This is a genomic window from Gemmata sp. SH-PL17 (assembly GCF_001610855.1).
Taxonomy (GTDB): Bacteria; Planctomycetota; Planctomycetia; order Gemmatales; family Gemmataceae; genus Gemmata; species Gemmata massiliana.
The window spans coordinates 4,945,014-4,970,399 of sequence record NZ_CP011271.1 but is presented as its reverse complement, the minus strand read 5'-3'; the positions used below and the strand labels follow the sequence as shown (position 1 = coordinate 4,970,399).

General features: G+C 65.1%; 19 protein-coding genes. 10 read left to right on the top strand and 9 right to left on the bottom strand.

Features of this window, described 5'->3' with window-relative positions; translation table 11 throughout:
- The first annotated feature begins 91 nt into the window (after positions 1–91).
- From VT84_RS20505 to VT84_RS20475, 7 genes are all read left to right on the top strand, one after another.
- Entirely contained in the window at positions 92–1,726 is a 1,635-nt protein-coding gene (locus tag VT84_RS20505; protein WP_082840817.1) for an HD domain-containing phosphohydrolase, read from the top strand.
- A gap of 108 nt (positions 1,727–1,834) precedes the next feature.
- Positions 1,835–3,004 (top strand): FAD-binding oxidoreductase, encoded by a 1,170-nt coding sequence (locus tag VT84_RS20500; RefSeq protein ID WP_162271785.1) that lies wholly within the window; start codon positions 1,835–1,837, stop codon positions 3,002–3,004.
- The gene (locus tag VT84_RS20495) at positions 3,004–3,405 is read left to right on the top strand and encodes an endonuclease domain-containing protein (RefSeq protein WP_082840815.1); all 402 of its coding nucleotides are present in this window, start codon (positions 3,004–3,006) and stop codon (positions 3,403–3,405) included. Before VT84_RS20500 ends, VT84_RS20495 begins: the two co-directional genes overlap by 1 nt.
- A 184-nt stretch (positions 3,406–3,589) precedes the next feature.
- Entirely contained in the window at positions 3,590–5,038 is a 1,449-nt protein-coding gene (locus VT84_RS20490; RefSeq protein WP_082840814.1) for a (Fe-S)-binding protein, read from the top strand.
- Positions 5,039–5,147: 109 nt separating this feature from the next.
- The gene (gene dapA, locus VT84_RS20485) at positions 5,148–6,035 is read left to right on the top strand and encodes a 4-hydroxy-tetrahydrodipicolinate synthase (protein ID WP_082840813.1); all 888 of its coding nucleotides are present in this window, start codon (positions 5,148–5,150) and stop codon (positions 6,033–6,035) included.
- Between the two features lie 406 nt (positions 6,036–6,441).
- Positions 6,442–6,837, top strand: a complete 396-nt coding sequence (locus VT84_RS39690; RefSeq protein WP_082843354.1) for an RNA recognition motif domain-containing protein — start codon at positions 6,442–6,444, stop codon at positions 6,835–6,837.
- 131 nt (positions 6,838–6,968) lie between these two features.
- Positions 6,969–7,979: an acyl-CoA desaturase gene (locus VT84_RS20475; protein WP_082840812.1), complete on the top strand. Its 1,011-nt coding sequence runs from the start codon at positions 6,969–6,971 to the stop codon at positions 7,977–7,979.
- A 60-nt stretch (positions 7,980–8,039) separates the two neighbouring features.
- Here the strand turns inward: VT84_RS20475 and VT84_RS20470 are convergent, their stop codons facing one another.
- The 4 genes from VT84_RS20470 to recO all read right to left on the bottom strand — a co-directional run bounded on the left by VT84_RS20470 (position 8,040) and on the right by recO (position 11,552).
- Entirely contained in the window at positions 8,040–8,273 is a 234-nt protein-coding gene (locus tag VT84_RS20470; protein ID WP_052555254.1) for a DUF2161 family putative PD-(D/E)XK-type phosphodiesterase, read from the bottom strand.
- A 179-nt stretch (positions 8,274–8,452) separates the two neighbouring features.
- Positions 8,453–9,127 (bottom strand): LPS assembly lipoprotein LptE, encoded by a 675-nt coding sequence (gene lptE / locus VT84_RS20465; RefSeq protein ID WP_052555252.1) that lies wholly within the window; start codon positions 9,125–9,127, stop codon positions 8,453–8,455.
- 46 nt (positions 9,128–9,173) lie between these two features.
- Entirely contained in the window at positions 9,174–10,421 is a 1,248-nt protein-coding gene (locus VT84_RS20460) for a tetratricopeptide repeat protein (RefSeq protein WP_162271784.1), read from the bottom strand.
- A 57-nt stretch (positions 10,422–10,478) separates the two neighbouring features.
- Positions 10,479–11,552, bottom strand: a complete 1,074-nt coding sequence (gene recO / locus VT84_RS20455) for a DNA repair protein RecO (protein WP_082840810.1) — start codon at positions 11,550–11,552, stop codon at positions 10,479–10,481.
- A gap of 414 nt (positions 11,553–11,966) precedes the next feature.
- Between recO and VT84_RS41000 the strand changes: the two genes are divergently transcribed.
- Together VT84_RS41000 and VT84_RS20445 are read left to right on the top strand one after the other, a co-directional pair.
- Positions 11,967–12,623, top strand: coding sequence for a hypothetical protein (locus VT84_RS41000; RefSeq protein WP_239465422.1), 657 nt, complete (start codon positions 11,967–11,969; stop codon positions 12,621–12,623).
- A 124-nt stretch (positions 12,624–12,747) separates the two neighbouring features.
- On the top strand, positions 12,748–13,332 hold the full coding sequence (locus VT84_RS20445) for a hypothetical protein (RefSeq protein ID WP_082840809.1): 585 nt from the start codon (positions 12,748–12,750) through the stop codon (positions 13,330–13,332).
- Positions 13,333–13,366: 34 nt separating this feature from the next.
- Here the strand turns inward: VT84_RS20445 and VT84_RS20440 are convergent, their stop codons facing one another.
- Both VT84_RS20440 and VT84_RS20435 read right to left on the bottom strand, forming a co-directional pair.
- Positions 13,367–14,278, bottom strand: coding sequence for a GGDEF domain-containing protein (locus tag VT84_RS20440; RefSeq protein ID WP_082840808.1), 912 nt, complete (start codon positions 14,276–14,278; stop codon positions 13,367–13,369).
- Between the two features lie 197 nt (positions 14,279–14,475).
- Positions 14,476–16,416 carry a matrixin family metalloprotease gene (locus VT84_RS20435; protein ID WP_082840807.1) on the bottom strand — a complete coding sequence of 647 codons (1,941 nt, stop codon included), beginning with the start codon at positions 16,414–16,416 and terminating at the stop codon, positions 14,476–14,478.
- A gap of 675 nt (positions 16,417–17,091) precedes the next feature.
- On the opposite strand from VT84_RS20435, the gene VT84_RS20430 reads away from it, so the two are divergent.
- Complete coding sequence (locus tag VT84_RS20430) at positions 17,092–20,025, top strand: serine/threonine-protein kinase (RefSeq protein ID WP_082840806.1); 2,934 nt, start codon at positions 17,092–17,094, stop codon at positions 20,023–20,025.
- Between the two features lie 41 nt (positions 20,026–20,066).
- Here the strand turns inward: VT84_RS20430 and VT84_RS20425 are convergent, their stop codons facing one another.
- The 3 genes from VT84_RS20425 to VT84_RS20415 all read right to left on the bottom strand — a co-directional run bounded on the left by VT84_RS20425 (position 20,067) and on the right by VT84_RS20415 (position 25,385).
- Positions 20,067–20,411, bottom strand: coding sequence for a thioredoxin family protein (locus VT84_RS20425; RefSeq protein ID WP_052555243.1), 345 nt, complete (start codon positions 20,409–20,411; stop codon positions 20,067–20,069).
- Between the two features lie 945 nt (positions 20,412–21,356).
- A complete protein-coding gene (locus VT84_RS20420; RefSeq protein WP_052555242.1) occupies positions 21,357–23,003 on the bottom strand; it encodes a helix-turn-helix domain-containing protein in 1,647 nt (548 codons plus the stop codon).
- Positions 23,004–23,282: 279 nt separating this feature from the next.
- Positions 23,283–25,385 (bottom strand): hypothetical protein, encoded by a 2,103-nt coding sequence (locus tag VT84_RS20415; RefSeq protein WP_082840805.1) that lies wholly within the window; start codon positions 25,383–25,385, stop codon positions 23,283–23,285.
- Between the last annotated feature and the right edge of the window lies 1 nt (position 25,386).

The following is a 25,386-nucleotide window of genomic DNA, read 5'->3' as shown; positions in this document are numbered from 1 at the left end:
TGCCGCGCGAGAACCCGCTCCCCGGTTCCGCGAAGACCCAACCTCGCCGGAAGGAAACCTTCTGGTTCGCCCCTCGCGTTGAGAGTCACGCATGGAATCGCCGCGCGTCGTGCTTTCACTTTCGGACAGTGGCAGTGCTGCGCCGCGCACGTGGGCGTCCGCGTGTCACTTGCGCATCGGCCGGTTACCGGAGCTGGAAGTTTCTGTTGACGACCTTTCGGTGAGTCGGCTCCACGCCGAAGTGTACCTGGCCGACGAGGGCTGGGTGGTCCGCGACCGGGGCAGTTCCAACGGGACCATTTTGAACGGCGTGCGGATCGGCCGGACCCCTCAGCCGGTAAAAATTAGCGACGCGATTCAGATCGGGAACCTGCATTTCAAAGTCGAACACGTTCACGTGCGCCCGGTAACGGTTCGGCTCGGCAATAAGACGGTCCAGGTCGAGGCGGCGGCCCGGCGCCAGGCGGGACCGACCGAGTTCGACCCGCCCCAGGACGCGATGTCGCGCGACCTGAAGAGCTTCTTCCGGCTCGTGCGCGGCGCGCACCGGCTGTCGGAAACGGGGCGCGTGAGTGACGCGCTCCAGGCGGTGCTGGACGGCGCGGTCGCGTTCTTCGGCGCGCGCCGCGCGGGCCTGTTCCTGCTCGACGAGGTGACGGGGCAACTCGCGGTCCGGTACTTTTCGGCTTCTTCGGGCGGACTGATTCCCGCGCGGGCGCCGAGTAAGACGCTGGCGACGCTCGCGTTCCGCCGGCGACAGTCCCTGTTGTTTAAGGACCGGACCGAAGCCGCGAAGTACCAGGCCGAAAGCGCCGTTCGTGGGGACGTGAACTCGATCATGTGTCTGGTACTCCGCGCGCCGGACCGCGAGTTCGGGGTGCTCCAGTTCGACCGCGCGCTGGAGACCGAGCCGTTCACCGAAGCCGATTTGAACCTCGCCGACACATTGGCCGATGCGATCGCGCTGGGCGTGGACCGGCAGCAACTCGTCGAGCGGAACCGCGCGCTGTTCGTGCAAACGGTGACGGCCCTCGCGCAAGCCGTGGAAATGCGCGACGAGTACACAGGGAACCACACCCAGCGCGTGACCACTTACGCACTGATGCTGGCCGAGGAAATGGGGTTGCCCGAGGACGAGCGCCGGCAGTTACAGGTCGCGACCCTGCTACACGACATCGGCAAGATCGCGATCGACGACCAGGTGTTGCGGAAACCCGGCCGGTTGTCGGACCACGAGTTCGCGACGATGAAGACGCACGTGCTGCGCGGGACCGAGATCGTGCAGATGATTCCTGGGCTGGCGTGGGCGCTGCCGGTCGTTCGCGGGCACCACGAGCGCTGGGACGGGCGCGGGTACCCGGACGGGCTGAAGGGCGAGGCGATCCCGCTGTCGGCCCGCGTCGTCGCGGTGGCCGATGCGTTCGACGCGATGACCTCGGACCGCCCGTACCGCGCGGGGATGCCCGCGCCGCGGGCGTTCGCCGAGCTGCAGGCCGGGTCGGGAACGCACTTCGACCCCCAGTGCGTAGAAGCGTTCGTCCGCATCCGTCCGCAGCTCGAAGTGCTGCTGGAGCGCGAGGCCGCCGAGCGCCGGAACGCGGCGAGCGGGGACCACACGCTCTCGCGCCAGGAGATCGAGCGCGAGCGCGCCGCGGCACTCGCGGACCCCACCGCCTCGACGCTCCGGAACGCCTTCGCGGACAAGGCGCCGACGGACCGGCTCTGAACGCATTTCCGTCGGACGACCCAAGTTCGGGCCGTTTGACGACCGCGCGTGACGCGGTTCATACAACATTACGGTTGCCTTCCCACCCTCCCGGGCACTCCCGCAACCGTGGCTAATTCCATCACCCTCGACTCATTCGGCCCGTTACCCGTCGAGCGCCCTGCGAGCGTCGCGGAACTGTGCGACCTCGTGAAACGCGCGCGCGCGGCGAAACACGGGCTGTACCCCATCGGTGGGCGCACCACGCTCGATTTCGGGCTCCCGCCGATCAAGCCGGGTGTCGCGTGCGACACGAGCGCCCTTTCTGGTGTGATCGATTACCCCGCGCGCGACATGACGATCACTGCGCGCGCCGGAACCACAATCGCGGCGCTCCAGGCAGAACTGGCCGGGGAAGGGCAGTGGCTTCCGATCGACGTACCGTTCCCGGACCGCGCCACGCTCGGCGGCGCGGTCGCGGTGAACGCGAGCGGTCCGCGGCGCTTCGGTCACGGTACGCTCCGCGATTACGTGATCGGCATCTCGTTCGTCAGTGACGACGGTGTGGAAGTCAAGGCCGGCGGGCGCGTGGTGAAAAACGTGGCCGGCTACGACCTGATGAAGCTCCAAATCGGAGCGCTCGGCACACTCGGTGTTATCACGCAACTTACGCTCAAGGTGAAACCGAAGCCAGAAGCATCCACCGTGGTTGCTTTGGGCTGTGACGCTGCTGCGCTCGGTGCCGTTCTCGATCGACTGGCCGCGTCCAAGACCCGACCCATTGCGGTCGAACTCTTGAACGCGGCCGCGTGGCGCGAAACGCGCATTGGTGCCCCTGTGACCGCGCCGTGGGTGATTGTCGTTGGCTTTGAGGAGAAGGCCACAGCGGTGCGCTGGCAGGTCGAGACCCTGGTCGACGAACTGAAAGCCGTTTCGGTACGCGATGTGACTGAACTGCCCGACACATCCATCTTCGACGCGCTGACGGCGTTACAACTGAGGGCCGAGTCGCGGTTCCTCGGAAAACTCTCCGTGCTGCCGAGTAAACTGGCCGATACGATCCTTAAATTGCCGAGCGATTCTCTCGTTCACGCGCACGCGCTGAACGGTGTCGCGTGGGTCCACAGTGACGAAGTGCTTCCCGAAAGCGCAACCGTTCGACGGTGCCCCGCGGAGCGCAAGATGGCTCTCCAAGGCGAGGGGCCGGTGCCGTCGAGTTGGGAGCTGATGCGGCACGTCAAGCAGACACTCGACCCGGATAACGTGTTCAACCCCGGCCGTCTTTTCGGGGACGTGTGATGAACCTCGCGACCTCGACTCGGATTCCGCTCTTGTACGCTCGGGCGCGTCGGCTTCGGGGTGATATGAACTCGGCAGAGCGGATTCTGTGGAACGAGTTGCGGAACCGGCGCTTCGCCCGAGCGAAGTTCCGTCGGCAACAGCCGCTCGATTGGTACGTTGCCGATTTCTTTTGTGCGGCGAGCCGCCTTGTGATCGAGTTGGACGGCGATTCTCACATGGGCAAAGAAGACCGTGACGCCGTGCGCCAGTTATACATCGAGTCTCACGGCATTCGTGTGATCCGCTTCTGGAACTCGGAAGTATACTGCGAGTTAGGATGGGTTCTCGATTGCATCGCCCTTGCACTCGATCATGCCGCATCGCCGAGTTCACAAGAAGTGAGTTTGAAACCGAGATAGACGTTCTTCTTGCCCTCTCCCCTTGCGGGAGAGGGTGGTCGGCGCTTCGCCGACCGGGTGAGGGGTTGCTTCCCGAGTGTGGCGCCCACCCCTCACCCGTCTCGCAAAGCCTCGACACCCTCTCCCGCAAGGGGAGAGGGCAAAACCGAAGGCCCCCGACGACACCAACCACTGTAAACTTCACATGGCCGCGACCACTCCCGATCTGGCCGACTCCGAAGCGCATCGGACGTCGCTGCCCATTCTCTCCGCGAACGTGCCCGCTGCGACCGCGACCGGCGGGCCGATCCCTGCGCCGCCGCACACTTGCGGTTCTGGGTCGCACGGGCCGAACATCGATTACGAACTCGTTCTCGATTGCGTCCACTGCGGGCTGTGTACCGCGAGTTGCCCGACCTACGTGGAAACGTCCAACGAGGCGGACTCGCCGCGCGGGCGCATCTACCTGATGCGCGGCGTGATCGACGGGGCGCTCAAGCTCGATAATGACGTGAAGCAGCACCTCGACCTGTGCCTCAACTGTCGCGCGTGCGAAACCGCGTGCCCGTCCGGGGTGCAGTACGGGCGGCTCATCGAGCCGTTCCGCGAGTTCATGAACGAACTCGAACCGGGGCGCCAGGTGCAATCGCTCAACGCGCTCCAGAAGCTCCTGCTGTTCCACGTGTTCCCGTACCGGTGGCGGAACCGGTTGTCGCTCGCCCCGGCCCGGTTGATGCAGTGGACCGGCCTCGACTGGCTCGCCGAAAAAAGCGGCCTGATGGGACTGGTCCCGCAATCGCTCCGCAGCATGAAGCAGATGCTCCCGGTGTTGAAGCCACACTACGGGCAGTTACCGGAGGTGCTGGAACCGATCGGTAAGCGGCGCGCGCGAGTCGCGCTGTTCCTGGGCTGCGTCGCGGACTCTCTCTATCCCGACACGAACTACGCGACCGCTAAGGTGCTCCAGGCGAACGGCTGCGAGGTGTGGATCCCGCGGAGCCAGGGTTGCTGCGGCGCGCTGCACTACCACTCCGCGGAAGAAGCCCCGGCCCGTGCTTTCGCGGCTGCGAACTGTGAAACATTCGGCGCGAATGATGCGGAAAAGTTCAAGTCGCTCGACGCGATCATTACCAACGCGGCCGGCTGCGGGTACCAGCTCAAAGACTATGCCCACATGATGCACAACACGCCCGAGGCGGAACCTGCGGCACGGTTCCAGAGCAAAGTGCGCGACGTGAGTGAGTTCCTGATGGAACTCGGCCCTGTGAAGCCCACGCACGCACTGAACATCAAGGCGACGTACCACGATGCTTGCCACCTGCGGCACGCGCAGCAGGTCTTCAAACAACCGCGTGCGCTCCTCGAAATGATTCCGGGGTTGGAACTGATTCCACTTCCTGAAAGTGAGCTCTGTTGTGGTGCGGCGGGGAGCTACAATCTGACGCAGCCCGAAATGGCCGACCGGCTCGGCAAGCGGAAGACCTCGAACATCGCCGCGACTGGTGCGAAGGCGCTGTTCACGGGCAACGTCGGCTGCCTGATGCAGATCACGCGACACTTGAAGGCGCTCGACCCGGACGTGTGGTGCGCGCACCCGGTTGACGCGCTGTGGGCGAGCTACAGCGGCGAAATGCCGAAGGAACTGGAAGGGTGAGATTCGGACGAGCGGAACTACGGTTTGGGAGCTAACAACTCGTCTGGGACCGCGGTGTGACTGCTCTCGTCCGTGCGTGAGAAGCTGCGGATTCGTTTTGGGGGACCATATGAAACTTCGCGGTATTATCCCGCCCGTCGTCACGCCGATGACCGCGGACCAAGAGGTAGACCTTCCCGGTCTCCGCAAGCACATCGACTTCATGCTCGCGCGGGGCGTTCACGGTATCTTCGTGCTCGGCACCACGGGCGAGTTCTACGCGCTCGACGAACACGAGAAGCAGCAGGTCGTTGCGGCCGCGATCGCCCACGTCGGGGGGCGGTCGCCCGTGTACGCGGGCACCGGCGCGGAGACCACACGCGAAGTGATCCGCCTCACGAAGATGGCCGAGAAGGAAGGCGCAGCGGGTGTGTCCGTCATCACGCCGTACTTCATCAAGCCGAACCAGGCCGAACTCTTCGATCACTTCCGTCGCATCGCAGAGAGCACGGCATTACCCGTCGTGCTGTACAACAACCCGGCCACATGCGGTGGGCTGAGCATCGAACCCGAAACGGTCGCGCGGCTCGCCGAAGTGCCCAACATCATCGGCATCAAGGATTCGTCCGGTGACCTGCAAAACACCATCGAAATCATTCGCCAAACACCGCGCGACACGTTCAGCGTGCTGAACGGGCGCGACACGCTCATTCTCGCGGCGCTGCAAGCCGGCGCGCAGGGGGCGATACCGGCGTCGTGCAACATCGCCCCGGAACTGTGCGTCGGAATTTACGAATCGTTCGTAAAGGGTGACGTCGAATCGGCGAAAGTCTTTCAGTCGCGTTTGCACGGCGTGCGGATGGCGATGAGCCTCGGCACCGGTAACAGTGCTGTGAAAGAAGCGATGGCGCTGTTGGATCGCAGCGCGGGGCCGATGCGCTCGCCCGTGGCGCCGTTCGCCGAAGCCCAGAAAACCAAACTGAAAGCGATTCTGGAAAAAGCCGGGTTATTGGGATGATTTCGGGCAAATTGAAACGAGGAATGGGCAGTTCGTGGTCCGTTGGGAGTGGGTTCGCGGGCGGGTGGGGGCTGATTCTTACCCAAATTCCCCACACGATACGAACGTCGATCTGAGGCTCCGGCTGAAGAATCCGCGAAAAATCCTAGCGCGAGGGGCCATTCGTCTTGATAAAGTCTACCACAACCAACGGAGTTGTCCCGTTGACCGACGCCGAACGCTCGCTTCTCCCGCTCGAAGAGTCCTGGATCGCTTGTCGGAGAGCACTCCGAAAAACCAGGATCGCCCGACAGGTGTGGCTAGCGGTGGTTCACCCACTCGCCAGTTCGTTCGTCCCCGCCGCGCGGTCCCGCGCGGGAAGTTGATTCAAGAAGCGGCCGGGGACCGGGCCGCGGGAGAGTTCGTTGTGGGTAAGAAATTGTACGTCGGCAACCTGAGCTGGGGCGTTACCGATGCGCAGCTCCAAGACATGTTTGCCCCGTATGGGTCCGTCGTATCGGCCCAAGTGATCATGGACCGCGACACCGGGCGCTCGAAGGGCTTCGGCTTCGTCGAGATGGGCACCGATCAAGAGGCGCAAGCCGCTATCACCGGGATGCACGGCCAAGTGATCGAGGGCCGCCCGCTGACCGTGAATGAAGCCCGTCCGAAGGAAGGCGGCGGTGGCGGTGGCGGCGGTCGCCGGGGTGGTGGCGGCGGTGGCTACGGCGGTGGCGGCGGTGGCTACGGCGGTGGCGGCGGTGGCTACGGCGGTGGCGGCGGCGGTGGCGGGTACGGTGGTGGCGGTGGGCGCCGCTACTAAAGTTCCCGATATTAGCTAAACTCTCTACGGGGCGGCGGGTGTCGCCGCCCCTCGCCCTTTATTCGGGCGCCGGTAGCCGGGACTCTCGCTCCCGGTGACCGCGTCTCACACTTCCAAGCAGGAAACCCAGCTTGCCTACCTTGTCAAGCACCAACCTCCCCAGTACCTCGCCCGAAGCCACACCGAACGAGCCGGTTCCCGAGCCGATCCTTCCGCCGCCGCAGCAGGTGTTCAGCACCGGGCGCAAGGTGTTGTCGTGGGTCACGACGTTCGTCGGGGTCACGGTTCCCCTAGCCGGTCTGGTCACGGGAATCGTCCTGGCATGGGGATGGGGGTTCTTTGGCTGGGTCGACCTCGCACTGTTGGTCGGGATGTACCTGATATCCATGCTGGGTGTCACGGTCGGGTTCCACCGGCTGTTCACGCACCGCTCGTTCCAGACCGTGCGGCCGGTCCAGGTGCTCCTTGGGGCGTTCGGGTCGATGTCGTTCCAGGGGCCGTTGCTCGACTGGGTCGGGCGGCACCGGCTCCACCACCAGCACAGTGATAAGGAAGGTGACCCGCACTCCCCGTACCCGCACACGCGCGGACTGAAGGGCTGGCTCCAGGGGTTCTGGCACTCGCACATCGGGTGGGCGTTCGCGCCGATGCCGGACGGACTGAACCGCTACGCGGGCGACTGGTACCGCGACCGCACGGTCCGCACGGTCAGCGCGCTGTTCCCGCTGTGGGCGTTCCTCGGTGTGTTCATCCCGGCCGCGATCGGCTACGCTTTCGGTGGGTGGAAGGGCGCACTTACCGGATTCATTTGGGGCGGACTGGTGCGCATCCTGCTCGGGCACCACGCCACTTGGAGCGTGAACTCGATCTGCCACTTGTGGGGCAGCAAGCCCTACGCAGCCGGCGACGAGAGCCGTAACAACGTGCTGGTCGGCATCGTGGCGCTGGGCGAGGGGTGGCACAACAACCACCACGCCTTTCCGTCGTCGGCCCGGCACGGCCTTCAATGGTGGCAGTTCGATCTGAGCTGGATCGTGATCCAGTCGCTGGTGCTCTGCCGGCTCGCGTGGCGGGTGCGCCTGCCTTCGCGCGGCGAACTCATCGCTCGCACCGTGGACACCGCACCGCGTGCCGCGTCGTAGTATTTGGTTGGAAGTAGGTAGGCTCCGGAAGCTCCGCGAGAGTCGCGGGGCTTCTTGCGTTTAAGTGCTTTCGCACTCCGACACTTTTTGCTTCCCATCCTCGGTCAGACCGAAGAGCGACGCGCGCCCACTGTTGAGGCGCTCGAACCATTCGTAGTTGAGTACGCGCTCGACCGCGTGGCGCGAAGAACCCGTTTCGGCCGCGATCTGCTGGATCGTGAGTGGCCCGCGCTTAGCCAGAACTTTCAGAACCGCCAGCCGGCGTTCTGTGAGCGTCGAAAATGGATCGGGCATGAGGGCGATAATCAGATCAGGAGAGGATCATCAAGCGGCAAATGTAATAATAGTAGAACGGGAAAAGGTGAGTAGTGACGAAGAGGCTTGCTGCCGGCAATCGCGCCATAACACACGGTAAGCCAACGGTTTAAGTAAATCGCTGGCGCCCGTGTGTGAAGTCGTATTGGGTTCTCGGCTCATCGCTTGTTTGTACTTTCCGTGCGATCCCACTTTCGCTCCATCATCGACACGATCTGGACCGCAATTTGTTCCGTAATCCGCTTCGAGGCCGAGGCGTTCGTTTCGCCCAGTTCCGGGAGCAAGCGCCCCGTAGCGAGGATGGTCGCGGGCTCCAGTTTTTCGGGCTCTTTCGCCTTGGGGGGGACCGGGACGTTCGGGTCGAACGGGATCGGCGGGCCGTCGAGTTCGTCGGGGCGCGGCGCGCGGCGCGGGTTGGAGAGGATCGTGCCGTCGCGCAGGTCACGCCATACCACCTCCACCCTCACCGCGATTTCCCCTTCGCGTAACTGGTTCTGCTGGTTGCGGTTGAGCAGTGTTTTCGAGATCGAGACGATGTTGCCGAGCAACTCGGTGTCGGCCCTACTCACGTCGGACGTGACGCGGAACGGTGTCGTTTTGCCGATCTCACGGATCACCGCTTGGGTGACGTCTTCTTCTAACCCTCGGTACGGGGTCGTTTGGAACGCCCGGTTGTTGAACGTCGGGACGAACACGGTCTTGATGTTCGGGTCGTAGAGTGCGTCCGCGCCGGCGCGATAACCGAAGATCTGGAACCCGTTCTGGCACCCGGTCGCCAGCGCGAGCGCGGCGGGGGCACCGAGCGCGAGGAACTGTCTGCGGCTGATAGCCATTCGTGTCGGGTGTTAGAGGTTGGTGGTTGTTCCCGTTTCGCACGGCTCAGGGCCGGGTGTTGCCCGTCCCGTCCGACGGCGGGGGGCCGCCCGCGGGCATCAGACTCGGGTCGATGCGGGGCCGGTCCTTCTCGTCGTCGGGCGCGGGTTGGTGCTTGTTGAACAACTCGTTCCACTTGGCCTTGGCGATCGCGAACGGGTCGTTGCCCGGGGACGGGCGCCCGTCGTGCATGAGTTTCACCAGCCGGTCCTTCTTTTCGGTGGCGAGGTCCGAGTACCGCGTGCCCGCGTAGCGCCGGCGGACTAGTTCGTAGTAGAAGACGGCGGACCCGGGGTGCCCGGTGCGCTCGTAGTATTCGGCCGTGAGGAAGTCCTTCTCGGCCTGTTGCGAGCGGATCGCGAACTTCGCCCGGGTCAGCTTTTCGGCCTTCGACGGGTCGTTCGCCAGTTCCGGGACCGTGGCCTCCGCGACCTGGATCAGGTGCAGCGCCTCGGCACACTTGCGGCCGTCGTAACTTGCGCCCCCGGTCGCGTTGTTCTTCGCCTGGATCGCGAACGCCATTGCCTCCGGGCGCAGCGGGCTGTCGGAGTGCAACTCGACCAGTTGGCTGAAGAACTGGTCGGCCTCGTCGAAGTTCCCGCGAATGAAGTTCACGTACCCGCACCAGAAGATGGCCTTGTCCGCGGTCGGCCCGGTGATGTCGTGGGTGTGGACGCGCTCCAGCACTTCCAGCGTGCGCCCCTCCTGGTCGATCGCGGGGCGGCTGCGGTCGAGCGGCTTGGGCCAGCTCGGGTGCCAGCGGAGCACGCCCGTTTCACCGGCGGCGACGCGGCGGTCCTTCTCGGTGCGGAAGTCGTTGAGCCAGAAGTCGCAGATCTCGAACATGCGGGCGCAGCAGTCGCGCCGGTAGGTGCCGGTCGGGAAGTCGAGGAGCACCTTGTGGTACGTGTCGGCCGCTTCCGGGTACTGGCCGAGCATGTACCGACACTCGGCCTGCATGTACCGGGCGCGCTCCGCGAGGGCCGCGGGGTTGCCCTGGTTGTCCGCGAGCGTGCGGAACTCGCTACGGGCCTTTTCGTACTGTTTTTCCTGGAACAGTTGCTCGGCCGCGGCCAGCTTTTCTGCGGCCCGCGGGTCGTCGTAGTGCGAGCTGAAGAGCGGGGCGGTCGCATTGGCGACGCGCTCCTTGAAGTTGCGCGCGGTGTGGCACCCCGGGGCGCACAGCAGCACGGCCGCCGCAACCAGCACACCGGTGCGCCCCGGTCGGACCCTGCTGTCGGCTGGCTTCGGCATCCTGCGCTCCCCTTCGTCCCACTCCCGAACCCACATCCCGGTGCCCCTCGGCACTCATCAGCGCGCGTCGACAAAACTCAGCAGCCGCGGGCGCCGACCCAGTACGCAGCTCACCGCGTACCCCAGAACCTGTCGCACCTCGGTCCGGACCCCGGGCGGGAGTTCCGGCCCAGCGCCCCCAGCGCTCAGCGCGCGAATGGTTTCGAGAGACTCGCCCGAAACCATTCGCCGGTCGGCGACCGCCGGCCCGCATTCCGGGCACAGTACCCCCCCGGCCGACGGGCTGAAAAACGCTCGCGCGGTCGGGTTCAGTCGCTCTCGTCCACAGGTGGCACACGCTTCGAGTCGCGGGCTATATCCCAGCTCCTGGAGCCAAACAAGCTCAAACGCGGACACGCGGGCGGCGAGGTCCGCGTCTCGCGCCGGGGGGGAACCTACCCCCCCATCCCCCCTCCCTGAAGGGAAGGGGGCGGAAACCACCCGCTCGTTAACACTCGCGGTTCGCCCAGAGATGTCAGACGCCTGCTCCCCCTTCCCTTCAGGGAGGGGGGATGGGGAGGTAGGTTGTGGCTGCAACCCCTCCCCAACCCCTCCATCCTTGCTCTCCGGCCCTGTCAGCGAAGCTTCTCGCGGGCCGGAGCACGGAGAGGGGCTTAGAACCGGCGCCTGCGGTGTGTCGATCCCTGATTTTGTTTCTGTTCCCCCTTCCTTCCTAGGGAAGGGGGTTAGGGGGTTAGGTTGCCTTTTCTCCCCTTTCCCCAACGACCGCAGTGTTTGGATGGCCGCGTCAAAAAGCGGCGGGTGCGGGTCGTAGTCCTGGGTGCCGTCGGCGAGCAACTCGGCGACGTAGTACCCTGCGTAGAGTGCCGGGAGGTTCTGGCGCAGCGTCGGAAACTGTTCGTTCATCCGCGCTTCGGTGAGGAGGTCCAGCCCGCTCGCTTTGCGGATGAACACGACCTCGCACACGGTGAGCAGATCGAACGCGACGTCGAAGTTCGACTTGAGCCGGCGCCCGCCCTTCGCCAGAGCACGCACCTTGCCGAACTCGCGCGTGAACAGCGTGGCGATGCGACTGGTCTCGCTCCAGTCGGTTCCGCGAACCACGATCGCCAGCGCTTTATCGGCAGCCATCTTCGGTACGTCTATGTTGCGTGAGCTTTGGACCCCGCCTCTTGGCCGGGCTAACAATTGCTAACATTCTGGGCCGGGAACCGACTCACCGGCCCATAGCACCGGGCCGGGACCGCATCAATCGCTGATATTTCTGTGGCTTTGGCGCACAAATCCTTCCAAATTCCCGCCGCTCGAGGCTAACAATCAGTAAATGCCGTTCCATTTTCGACCCGTATTCCCGTTCCTCGGCTAACATCTTGTTCAAAATGCGCCCCACCAAGTGAAGCGCGGCCGGCGCATGGGCAATTTACTCATATTGTACACTAGTGTACAAATATTGCAAGCGGTTTTGCTACCGAGCATGTGCTTCGGTACGGCGCTTGGCACCGGTACCGCGATCGGTCATGCTGGGTTCGTCCCGGGAGGTGCGTAATGACCGAGACGGAATGGCTGACGTGTGAAGACCCAGTACCGATGCTGACACTTCTTGGTAGTTGCACCGCGGAACGCAAACTGCGACTCTTCACCGTAGCTTGCGCGCGACTGGTCTGGGACCACTTTACCGACAATGTCATGCGGGAGGCTGTCGTTGCGGCCGAACGGTGTGCCGACGGTGTGCCGTGGGAGTCCGAACTGAAGCAATACTGTAACGCAATGTACCGGCTCCCGGTGGAGCGCAGTCGGGCGACCGGTATGAACGGGTTTACGCTCTGGACCGCGGACGAGTGTGCGGCGTATTTCACCGCCTTGAAAACGACGGCGGCGGGGTGCGGACTGGTGAAATTCTCGTCCGGTATTGCTTGGCCACTGGCGGTTACACTTACCGGTGCGCGACAGCCGGCGTTGATCCGGGACATATTCGGTAATCCGTTTCGTCCGGTGACATTCCGCTCCACCTGGCGTTCGCCCGCCGTGGTGGAACTCGCGTCTCGGATGTACGAATCGCGCGATTTTGGCGCGATGCCGATCCTGGGCGACGCACTTCAAGACGCCGGGTGTGACAGCACCGATGTGCTGGAACACTGCCGCGGACCGGGGCCGCACGTGCGCGGGTGCTGGGCTGTCGATCTTGTTTTGGACAGAATATAAGTGGGTACTGGCGGCGACGTGTGGTGTCAGATCGGAGTCGGTGCTACTTCACGCGGTCACTGACGCGACGTGGGCGTATTGATTGTTTGTTTTCGTTGCCGATGTGTAGCAAACGGGGGCGTGCGTGAACGATCACGATTCTGATGAATCTGAATACGAAGCGCGCCCCCCGTCCCGGCGGCGCCCGCGTTCGGACTACGACGACTGGGACGACGAGCCGCGCCGCGTCCGGCGCCGGCGATCGGGGCGCGGGGACTGGGACCGCAGGGCGCGTTACCACCGGAGCCGCGCGCGGTACGAACGGGATGACTGGGACGACGACTACGACGACCGGTTGGCGGACCCAGCGATTTCCGCGCCGGCCAAGGCGCTCTTCGTGTGCTGGATTTTCGGTGCCGTGGTCGCGCTCGTGTTCGTCCTGGTTGCTATTTTTTCTGTGGCACAAGGGCGCAATGCGAGACGCGAGGTGGAGGCCGATCGGCCCATTTTAGTGATGATGGGCCTCATCTACCCACTCGCGGCCGGGGCCGGCTTGTACGGGGCTTGGGAGATGATGCACTTCCGGTCGCACCCGTGGGCGACGGCCTCGGCGTGCCTTTTGATGCTCGCCTTCATGGGGTGTACGCCGGCACTTGGTATCGGCATTTGGGCGCTGGTCGTCCTCCACCGCCCGGCGACGCGGCGCGCGTTCGGCGACAACAGGGGTTAATGCGACGGCCCGGGGTGAACGGGGCCGGAACGACCTACCCCGCGACGACGCGGTTGCGGCCGGTTTCCTTCGCCTGGTACAGGTTCTTATCGGCGCGGGCGACGAGGGCGCTCGGGAGCAGCGGTTCGGCGGGTAGGGTGACGGCCGCCCCGACGCTGACGGTGACCGAGTAGGTCACGCCGTTGAACGAGAACGGGGGCCGGCTCATCACCTCGCGGATGCGCTCCGCGACGGATTTCGCTTTTGCGAGATCGGCTTCTGGGAGCACCACGGCGAACTCCTCCCCTCCGTACCGCGCGAGCAACTCGTCCTGGCGGATCACGGCCTTCACGCGGGTACACAGTTCGCGCAGCGTCAGGTCGCCCACGAGGTGCCCGTACCGGTCGTTGATCGACTTGAAGTGGTCGATGTCGAGCATCAGTAGGGCGAGGGGCCGGTTGTGGCGCGTGCTCCGGGCGATCTCGCGGTCCAGGAACTCGGACAGGTAGCGGCGGTTGTGGACCTGCGTGAGCCCGTCCAGAACGGTGAGCCGGTAAATCTCCTCGTGGTACTCGGCTTCGATGTTCCCGCCGCCGAGGAACCGGTAGATGCAGTTCCCGATCCGTAAGTAGTCCCCGTCCCGCAGCACTCCCTCGCGCTTTTGCTGGTTGTTCAAGAATGTGCCGTTCGTACTCCCCAGGTCGGTGACGGCGTACTCGCCGTCGTCTCGCAGGGCGATCTTCGCGTGGTACCGGGAAACGGACGCATCCGTGTTCCGGACCGCGCAGTCTTCCGCGCGCCCGATGAACGCCGGCTCGGTGCCGAGTGCGTACCGGGTGCCCATGTTCGGGCCGGTCGGGTAGATGTAAACGAGGCAGGCGGCCTTATCGACGGGCTTGGCCGGGAGCGTGCTCGGGGTCCGAAACGTTTGGACCGAGTTCTCGGTCGGGATCAGTTCCGCGATCATGTACCAACTCGCTACGGGCTGTAGGGGATTAGGGCGAAACAGCTCGAACGCTTGTTATTCAGGAGTGCCGTGGGCGCGGGTTGTCGATCCTCAGTACCCGACCCGTTGTGAGGCGAGCTACAGAGGCGACCGCTCCACGCGGCTCGGTACGCTATTTGGAGACCGTGGCCGGGTTCGGCGCTCACCCGGAGGTCGGGTTACGGAGCGAACGGGTTGGTGATCGGGCCGACGATCGGCACCGTGGGCGGGGGCGTCGGGGCCGGGGTGGGCGCGGTGATCGGGGCGAGCGGCGGGGGCGGCGGAACGGTCGGGTTCTCGATGATCGGGTCGAGCGGGTCGCTCAGGGTCCGGGCCGACAGCACCAGCCCGAGCGACTGGATCGAGGAGCCGTCCAGTGTGGCCGCGTTGAACACCACCGTGTACGAACCGGACACGAGCCACACGGCCCCGGTCGTGAGCGGCAGGCCGGCGCGGGCCACGGTGGTGAACACCGCGTGCCCGGTCGCGTCGAAGATGGTCATGCGCACCGCGGTCGTGGACGTCGAGGAGCCGCCGGTCGCGGTCAGGGCGAACTGTGTGAGCCGGTCCCCGGCCACGTCGATGGTGGTGTACTGGACCGCTTCCGGCTGCGTGAGCGTGTCCGACGTGACCTGGGTGTAGGTGGTCGGGGCGACGGGGGCGAGCGTGGCGCCCAGCGTGTACATGCCGAACGACGAGCTGCCGGCCGCGGTCGACGCGCCCACGCGGATGTAGTACGTCGTCCCGGTCGTCGCGTTCGCGAGCTGGATCGCGTATGACCCGCCCTCGTTCATGGTGACGACGGTCGGGAGCAACTGGCCACTCGCGCTGTACACCGTGACCGACGGGAGCAACCCGTTGGTCGCCGTCATCGTTCCGATAAACAGCGTGCCGGTGAACCCGGTCGCGAGGGTCGGGGTGATCTTGTACCAGTCCACGTCCGTCGCGCTGGTGATGAACCCAGCGAGGGCGAACGTGTTCGATTTCGTCGAGCGCACCGCGCTGAGGGTGTTGGCCGTGGCGAGCGTGTCGTTGTTGCTGAACGGGAACTCGAAGTTGGTATAGTACGAGTTCGTAACGCTCGTGCCCGTGGTCGTGCTGCCGCCCGAGTAGTTCAGCCGGAGCACGTAAGACCCGATCGAGAACACGTCCGAGCCGGACCCTTGCACCTTGACGTAGTAAGTCGTCCCCGCGCGGTAGTTCGCCAGGCTGATCGACAGGTTGTTGTTCAGCACGTCCGAGGTGGACGCGGTGGCGACCACGTTCCCCTGGGCGTCGTACACGGTGACCTTGCCGGTCAACAGGCTGATGCCCGCGGCCTGGAGGTTGATCGTCAGACCGGTCGCGCCCGAGGCCGGGGTGGTGAACTTGTAGACGTCCGCGTCGCCGAGCCGGGTGACGTCCGCCGAAACCGCGGTTGTGTTCCCCAGGTTGTACGCGGTCGCGAGCGTGTCGTTGCCGAGGAGCCCCTCGAACTGGTCGTCCTGTCGGGCACCGTACAGGCCGCGGATGGCCGCGACGTCGTTGAGCGACAGCCCGGACCAGAGCCCCTGATAGGAGTTGAAAAGGACCGACGTTGCGTCGGTGTTCTGGTCGGCCAGTCCGAACGAGTGGGCCGCCTCGTGCAGCGCGACGGAGAACAGGTCGCCCTGGTACGAGGAGCCGATCCCGAACTGGTACAGGCTGTTGAAGATGAAGTCGCCGGCCCACGTGCGGCTGTCGTAGTCGAATCCGACCGCGTTCGCCATTGTGGAGTTCGCGCTGCCCGGTACCGAGAGCGCCCGCGCCCCGATCCGGATGTCACCGAACCGGATGTCTTCTTGCGGCGCGCCGGCCGTCCCCATCGCTTGCCCGCCGTCGGCGACGAGCCCGATGTTGAGGTTCGCTTCCACGGCCCAGGTCTGGTACGCGCGGAGGATCTCGCGCTGCCACTGGGGTTGCGACGCGGTCGCGTTCATGAGGGCGAACAGGTTGCTCTGTTTGCCGGAGATGTCGGTGCCGTCGGGCACGAAGCTGAGGGTCAGACTCGATCCGTCGAACCAGGGGGTGCCGAAAGTCGGGGTCAAGCGGTCTTCGAGGTGCTCGACCGACAGACGCTTGGGCGATAGCGACTGACTCATCTATTTTCTCGGTGGTGTGAGCGGCGGTTTAGCCGCTTCAGATTGGAGAGTTCCGTGGAGTGGGTCGGTGGATCGCGGGCCGGGACCGTTTGGGATCGGAGCCTTTGGGAGCCTTTTTTGGTCCCGCGTGAATACTGTGCCCGCGACGGCAGGTCACTCTGGCGAACCGTAGATGAGAATTTCACTGAGTCAAATGAAAGTGGAGAATCCCAAAATGCTGATAAGAGCGATTTACAACGCGCGCTAACTTCGTGCATACACTGTCTCGGTTCGGACACCACTTCGTTCAGAAATCATGTGAAACCACAATCGCCACGGGCAACGCTGGTGCGGTTCACTGCTGACACCGAGGTTGAAAACGGGGTGTGTTGGAGTGGTTCCTACGGTTTTGGTTTGGTGGCCCGGGCCTCTGGCCTGGGACGGTTCCCCGGCCAGAGGCCCGGGCCACGAACAAAAGCTGGTCTGCAAGAGTTTTCTACCTGGTGAACGGTGCGCCAGGAGCACGCCGGTGAAACTGGTCAGGTTTGTGGGCTTCGGTCCGCGTTTCCACTTCCGCGCGAAAACTCAAGATGCGTCATTTCGGTGCCCCCGCGGTATCAGATTCGTGCTAGGTAGTGTTGGAACGGTCCGCACCGCGGGCCGCCGTCCTCCCACTACGCCCCGGCGATCGCCCACATGAGCGCCTGTGACTTCCCGCCCACGGCCCAACTCCATCTACTTCCGCCCGCATCTGATACTCCCGCACCCGATCCTCAACTTTCTGCAGACCCCGCGGACATTGGCACGATCCGCAACTGGACCGGTGAGGCCGGGCTGCCGCCGGAAGCGAGTCTCGAACCGGTCGCGCTGATCGACCACCTGCGGGCGTCCGATCCGGCGACGGCTGAGCGGCTGCGCGCGGCAATCGACCGGTTCCCGCGAGTGAACAGCCACTTTGCCGGGTTCGATTTGGCCGCCGTACTCGGGCGCGGGACGTTCGGTCGCGTGTACCTCGCGCGCCAGGGCGAACTCGCCGACCGGTTCGTCGCGCTCAAGGTCTCGGCCGACCTCGCGGGTGAATCGCAGACTCTCGCGCGGCTCCAACACACGAACATCGTCCCCATTTACTCGGTGCACCGCGAGGGACCGTTTCAGGCGGTGTGCATGCCGTTCTTCGGTGTCGCCACACTCGCGCATCTGCTCCACCGGTTCCGCGGGAACACGGCCGTCCCCGCGACCGGTCGGCAGTTACTCGACACTCTCAAGGGGCTGAGCGAGGAGACGGACATCCCGGCCCTCGGGTCGCGCGCGCCGGGAACGGGCGCCGGGACCGGTCCCAAGTCGCTCGGATCGGTGGCGGTCGCGGTGGACGAGGCGGAGGCGCATCTGCGTGCGGTCCGCGGACCGGTCCGGGCGGGCGGGCCGCAAGAGGTACTGCGCGAGATCACGTACCCCGATGCGGTGTGCTGGATCGGCGCGCGGCTCGCTGACGGGCTGGAACACGCCCACTCGCACGGTATTCTGCACAACGACCTGAAGCCGGCCAACGTGCTGCTCACCGACGACGGCCAGCCGATGCTACTCGACTTCGGCGTGTCCGAGGATCTGAAGGTGCGGGCTGTGGCCCCCGGCGCGCACATCGGTGGGACGCTGCCCTACATGGCGCCGGAGCACCTGCGCTCGGTACGCGACCGCGTCCCTACGACCGACGGCCGCAGCGACGTCTACGCGCTCGGCATCATCCTGTTCGAGTTGCTCACCGGGGAGCACCCGTTCCGGGTGCCTATGGGCAAACTGGAAGACGAGATCCCGCTCATGCTGACGGAGCGCTCCGCGCGCCCGCCCCGGCTGCGTGCGAAGAACTCACAAGTAGCACGCGGACTGGAGGCGATCGTCCGCAAGTGTCTGGAACCGGACCCCACCCACCGGTACCAGTCTGCGGCCGATCTTCGCGACGATCTCGACCGGCACCGCGCGGATTTGCCGCTCCGGTTCGCGCGCGTCCCGGTCCGCGAGCGCGTGCGGAAGTGGGCACGCCGGCACCCGCGGTTGACGTCTAACGTGAGCCTCGTGACCGTGGCCGTCGTGTTGCTCACGTTGTGCATCGGCGGCCTAGTCACAGCGCGCACCCGAGCGGAACGGTCCGACGCGGCCGTCGCCGCACGGCAATTCGACGACGATTTGAAATCCGCGCACTACTTGCTCAGCACGCGCGCCCCCGAGCCGGCCACGGTGGAGCGAGGAATCGCCAAGTGTACGGAGGCCCTCGCGCGGTACGGGTTGCCAGAGGACGTCCGGTGGGAACAGCGGGCCGAGTTTCGCGCGCTGCCGACGGACGAGCAGCAGCGAGTGCGGTCCAAGATCGCCGAAGTCTGTCTGCTCCTCGCACGCGGACAATCGCTTCGCTCGAACTCCGGAGCCGGCACGGACGAACCGCTCGGCGCGGCCCTTCGCGCAAACGAACTAGCCGAAACGGTAACCGGGAGCGCAACTAAGGCGTTGTGGGAGCAGCGTGCCGAACTGATGCGCCGACTCGGTCGGTCTGAGGGCGCGGCACAGTCGGCCGAGAAAGCCAAAGACGCGCCGCTCGCGACTGCCGGGGACTACTACCTGTCTGGCACCGAGGCCATGACCAACGGCAAGCACCGGGACGCGCTCCCACTGCTGCGAAAGGCGGTCGAACTCGATCCGGGCGACTTCTCCGCGCACATGAGCCTCGGGCGCTGTTACGAGAACCTGGGCCGGTATTCGGATGCGTCCGCGTGCTACACCACCGCGATCGCGTTGCGCCCGGACCACTCGGGCGGGTACTACGCCCGCGCGCTAGTGGCACTGCGGACCCACGATCCGGCCCGCGCGAAAGACGATCTCGATAAAGTCGCCGAATTGCTTCCCGATACCGCCGACGTCTTCCTGAATCGCGCGCTAGCGAACCAGGAGTTGAAGAACTACCCCGCCGGTCTGCGCGACCTGGAGTACGCGACCGAACTGGGCGCGCCGCAAGTCCGGGCACTGTGTATGCGCGCACAAATCAAACACGTGTCCGGCGACCCGACCGGCGCGGCCAAGGATCTGGCCGAGGCGATGAAGTTGAACGCGGAGGATGACGTGGGACTGGTGGCTCGTGGAATCGTGCGCCTCAACACCGACCTCGCCGGGGCCATCAGCGACTTCGACGCGGCACTCGTCGCGAACCCGCGCTCGATCCCCGCACAGCAAAATAAGGCCCACGCGCAGGGCAAAATGGGGAAGGACCGCGAGGCCATTCGCACCCTGGACCGGCTCCTGGAGATGTACCCGGACTACGTCCCGGCTCGGTCCGGGCGCGGCGTGCTTCACGCCCGGTTGGGCAACGCGAAAGAGGCCATCGTCGACGCGACTGACGTCCTCAAGCGCGAGCCGTCGCCAGTGAATGCGTACCAGGCCGCGTGCGTGTACGCCCTGTTGGATAAGGTCCAGCCCGGGGCGCGAACCGAAGCGATCCGGCTGCTAACGGCGGCCCTCCGAAGGGGCTTCGGTCACGAACACGTGGATACAGACAAAGACCTGAACCCGATCCGCGACACCCCCGAGTTCAAGCGCATCGTCGAGAGCGCCCGCACACTTCGCACCGACGTCGGCCGGCAGTAAGATCGCGTCGGGGCGAACACATCCGGGAACTTTTCCCCTCGCTATTCTGCGCGATTCGCTGACACCGTTCCGGGCGCGAGGTTCCCGCCGCTGGTGAGTTCAGCGAATCCCCTGGCAATCTCGTCCGACGCGGGGCGCACGAACTGGTTCACGACCGCGCCGTTGTTCAGGAACACCAGTGTCGGCCACAGTTTAACGCGGAACGAGCGCCCGAGCGGCTTCCCCTTACCGTCTTCGACGCGGACGTGTTGCACGTTCGGGTGCTTCGCGAGTTGGGCGGCCATGTCCGACTGAATTCCCAGACAGTGCGGGCACCAGGTCGCCCCGAACTCCAGCACCACCGGCCCCTGCATCTGGTCGACCGCTTCGCGCGTGGGTTCCGACATGGGAGTGCTCCTTCGTCGTGGGGGCGATCTTCCATTCTCATCGTAGCGTGTTGAGCAAATCCCAACCGCAGCAGGGAACAAGTGGTACTGCTCTCGCTGGCGTGAGCCCGCCTAGGGAGTGCCCGGTACAAGTAATCCCATATCGCCTGCCCGGACGGGGCGTGGGCGTTGGCGCACGCGGCGGCGATCGCCCGGGTGAACGCCGCCGCGAATAGGACTACCCGCCACACCACCTCGGGGGCACGTGCGTCGCTTGGGCAGTTGGACCGCGCGACCGAGCCACGCGGTGAGCATCAGGCGCAGGTGCCGGGGGCGTCACCCGGGGTGGCGCGGGTACCCTGATAAGTGGACCGCATGGGGCTCCGGCAATGGAGGCGTGGTAACCACCATTGACCGGTAAACCCACACGCCCCGCTACTCCCAAAGCGCCCAACTTGAAAACACTGAATTCAGCGTGAATCCCCACCATAGTGGTTAATCGGTAGTGGCCCTAGTGGTCCCGAGGACCATCGCCAGCACCCGCCGGGTGCCCGCGTCCAGAGCGACCACCCCCGCACGTCACCCTTGGTTCCCACGAAGCTCCACAACTCGTCCGCCTCGATCACGACCGGGCCGGCCTTTTTTGGGGCGCTCCGGGATCACGCGGGGTGCGATCCCGGTACCGGGTGTTGACGAACCCCCCCGGAGCCACGACCGGGACACCCCGACGGCCTGGCTTCCGACCCGCTCGGCCGGGAGCCGACGGATTCGATCCTTGGTGGCCTCCGGGACCGGACCCGGCTTCGAGGCCGCGCCGAATACCTCCGGGGCGATAGGTTCACCTGTTCGTTGCTCTTTTACGGGTCACAACGAACTATTTGTTGCGAGTGAAGCAACAGAACGCACCAAAAAACACCAGGACCGAGGTAAAAACCTCGGCCCCGGTGTTGGTAACGGTCTCACCGGTCACTGGTCTTGTAGTTCCATGTCGAACTGCGTGGCAAGTCCGCGCACGATCGGAGCGGCCGGCTTGCGGGGCTGCTGGTAGCCCAATGTCGTCTGGAGCAACTCGAAGCCCATCAACGCGCCGACCAGAGCGAAGAGCAGCGCGGGAGCGAGGAACAACACCGGGACAATGCCCCACGGCTTGGTCGCCACGAACTCTTCATCAACCGAATCCGAAGACCCGCGCCGCCCGGCCTTCGCGCCTCGAAGTGCCTTGGATACTGAGGCGTCGGACTCGTCGGTGGCCGAGTCGTCGGCCAGGTCAACATCGGCGTCATCTTCGACAACGGGCCGCTTTTTCCCCTTCGCTTGGGGCTTCCCCTTTGCCTTCGGACGAGCCTCTTCTTCGTCCTCGAGCAGTACGACTTCACTACCCGATTCTTCGCCGCTCGCTTCGGCCACATCGCTGTCGGCCATTTCGAGTTCAAAGTCGGACTGTTCGAGGTCCGTGTCCGACTCCAGCGCGACCGCCTCGGACCCGGACTCGTCCGGCATTGAGGGGATCTCGAAATCGGTCTCGAAGATGTCGCCCTTGTCTTCTTCGGCCAGGGCTTCGGATTCCAGAGCCGCTTGTTCGAGCGAGCCGCCGGAGTCGTCGAGCGTCAGCTCGAACTCGCTGTCCGAGTCGGAGTCGAGTACCAACTTGCCCGACTTCGGCGCGCCGAGTTTGGTGCTGGACGAGACCGCGGACGAATCGAGCGAGAGCTCGAAATCGACGTCCGACTCGTCGCTGTCTTCTTCGACCTTCTTCTTGTTCTTTTCGAGCGAGATCCCGCTATCGGCCGGGTCGCTGAGGTTGATCCCGCTGGCGCTGCTGCGCTTGTCGCTTCCGCTTTTGCCCTTGGGCAAGCTGCCCAGGTCCACCTCGTCGGCGTCCGGGTTCATCTGGAGGTCGAAGTCGTCGCTGTCCGCGTCGAGGCTCAGCTCGAACTCGCTGCTGTCGTTCTCCACCGGCGGCTTGCCGGACTTCCCGCCCTTGCTCTTGCTCGGGTCGAGTTTGCCGGACGAGTTGCCGCTCTTGGGAGCGGATAATTTGGCCGAACTCCCGCCCTTGATAACCGCGCTGCCGGGGCCACCAAAATCGAGCGCGATTTCTTCGGTCGGGATCGCGGCCTCGTCGCTCTTGGGCTCGGGCGCTTTGACTTTCTTGATCTTCCCGCTGTCGAGGCGCACGTCGCTGTCCGAGCTGCCGTGGGAGCTGTCGGACATACTCTTGGGGGCCTTCGGCGCGATCTTACCGGACTTCGGCGGGGCCGGTTTCGGTTCCTCGGCGAGCGAAAACACCTCGTCGTCCGCGCTCCCGAGGTCGAGCGGCAGGTCGTCGTCGGCGCTCTTCTTCGGTGCCCGATCGGGTACCTTCACCTTGAAATCGTCCGAGCCGGGCGGGTCCAACTCTTGCGTGGCGAGCGGGAGCCCGTCCTCGCTGGCCAAACCGAGCTGGCGCCCCAGTTCGTCGATGGCGGAAACTTTGAACCGCACGGTGGACCCGTCGCGGATCTGACTGAGTTTCTTGAACTCGGGGTCGGTCTTGAGCCGCTTCTTCATCTCCTCCGGGGAGATGCCGAGTCGTTCCGCGGCTTCCTCGAGCGTAATCATCTGCTGCGCCATGGGGAAACTCGTGGCGACGGTGGGATGGGAGTTTGGTGCCCCGCGAGCGCGGGTAACATTGATATTGATTGTAAACCGCGTCCGAGCGGACACAAGTGCTGATCGCACTTCGTGATGGCGCGCTGCGCGGCGCCCGCTGTGCAGGTGATACAACCGCGCCGGGCTAACCCGCACAACCACGATAATCGGTTCCGGGCGGCGATACGGTCGCGAAAATTGCCCGCGCCGGCGCGCGAAAAAGTGGAATCCGGTTCAAGTTCGCGGGCACCGAGTGTCCCCTCATTCGTCCGGCCCGAAGAACGGGAGTTGGTCCAACGAGTCCCAGTCGGGCACGCGGATCGTTCCGAGCGGGATGTTCGGGTCGATCTTGTGAACGACGTAGCGGCCCGAGCGGTACACGACGGGCTGGTTCCACGGGAACTTTTGGCGCTCGTTCGCGGGTAACCACACCGGGAGCGGGTCGCCGGGCACCCACGAACTCGGATCGTAGGGCGAATTTCGGTTCCAGGACATACGGAGCAGGTCACTAACCACGTACCGCTGGCGCGAACGAGCGACCGCGTCCGCGATTTGTTGGCGCTTGGACTTCTCGCCCGGGGGGAGGTCGGCTCTTTCACGGATTGCGAACGCGGTGCCGTAGTGCATGTACCGCGTGGCCGGGTCCACATCGAGCATCAGGTACAGCGGGTGCGTGCTGTCGTTCCAGCAGTTGAGCTCGCCCGGTCCGATGGGCGGCTCGACCGTTCTCAAGTAGTTCGCCACGTCGTTGAGTTCGCGCCACTGTGTACCGCAGTGGATGTCGGTGTACTGGCCGAGCCGGTCGCGGAGTTCCGGCGACCCGCCCTCGCTCCACGCGCGAGGCCACAACTTCATCACCGACCAGTCCGCGAGCGGGTGCTTATCAAACTTGATGTAGGGGGCGTCCGGGTTGAGCGCGCTCGCCACCCGTGCTGCGCGCGGGTCCACGTCTGCAACGTTCAGCAGCGCGCCGACCGCTACGAACCACAGTAGGTACACGAATCCGAAACACCACCGCTGGCTCGCGACGACCGCGAACGCGAGTAACAAGAGCGGCGCGTGAACGTACTCGAACCCCCGTTGCAGGAACACGGCCTGTGCCAGCCACCCCAAATACAGCGCGGCCAACAGCAGGCGCGCGGACGCGGCACCCTCACTTTCGGCTGGCGAATACCACCGCCGCGGGCGGGGCAGGCGCGCGGGCGGACCGGGGATAAGCGACCACACCCGCCCCTCCCACAACACAAGTATCGCGATCGCGATTGCCGGGTAGTGCAACACGCTCCACGGGCGGAAACACTTGAAGAGCGTTCCGGCCCGGTCGTTGAGTGAACCGGAATCGGCGAAGTACGCGGGGTTCCAGTTGAGGAAGATGTCGAGGAAGTGCGGCCACGCGCCGGTCCCGATCAGCCACGCGATTCCCGGCGCCCCTGCGAGCAACCCGCCCGTAATCAGTGCTCCCAGATCGGCCAGCACACGGGATTGCGACTCGCGCCGAACCAGAAGTACGGCGGACACCACCCACACGAGGAACGCCGGTACCACCACGTGGGGCTTCAGCCAGACGGCCGCGCCCCAGAGGAACCCTTCGAGGATAGAAGAACGGAGAAGCAACCCCTCCCCAATCCCTCCCTGTTTGCTCTCCGGCCCGGTCAGCGGAGCTTCGCGCGGGCCGGAGCACGGAGAGGGGCTTAAAACCACCTCGGGTTGTTTTGTGTCGGCTGTATTTGGTTCTGTTCCCCCTTCATTCTTAGGGAAGGGGGTTAGGGGGTTAGGTTGCCTTTCCTCCCCCTTCCCTTCCCCCGGCCCGCGAGAAGCTCCGCTGACAGGGCCGGGGAGCGCGGAGAGGGGGGACGGGGGGGTAGGTCTGACTTCCATCGCCCTCGTCACGCGCCTCAACCGCAACCGGGCCGCGAGCGCGGCGGGGAGGAGCATCCACGGGTCGCGCTGAATGTGACTGAACTCGGTCGTGAACGGGTAATACAGTGCGACCGCGGCCACCAACCACGCCACCGCGTAGCTCGTCGCACCGCAGCGGCGCACCCACCCGCACAGGAGTGCGACCGACGAGCCGATCACGAGCAGATCAACCGCGCGGAGCGCCTCGTAGTTCCAGCCGAAGACCATCTTCGCCAGCGCCATTGCCCATACGAAGCCGGGCAAATTGGTGTCGAAGATGTCCCGGTAGTGGACGCCGCCGTTGAGAACGTTGCGCGCCGCCATTTGGTAGAGCGTGACGTCGCACCACGGCGGCATCGACAGGAAGATTGGCACGCCCCCGGCGAGCGCGACGGCGGTCACGAGCCAGCCGAGGGGGGCGGAACGCCAGGGGCGCCACGGGCGGGGGCGTTCGGGTTCGGTCATC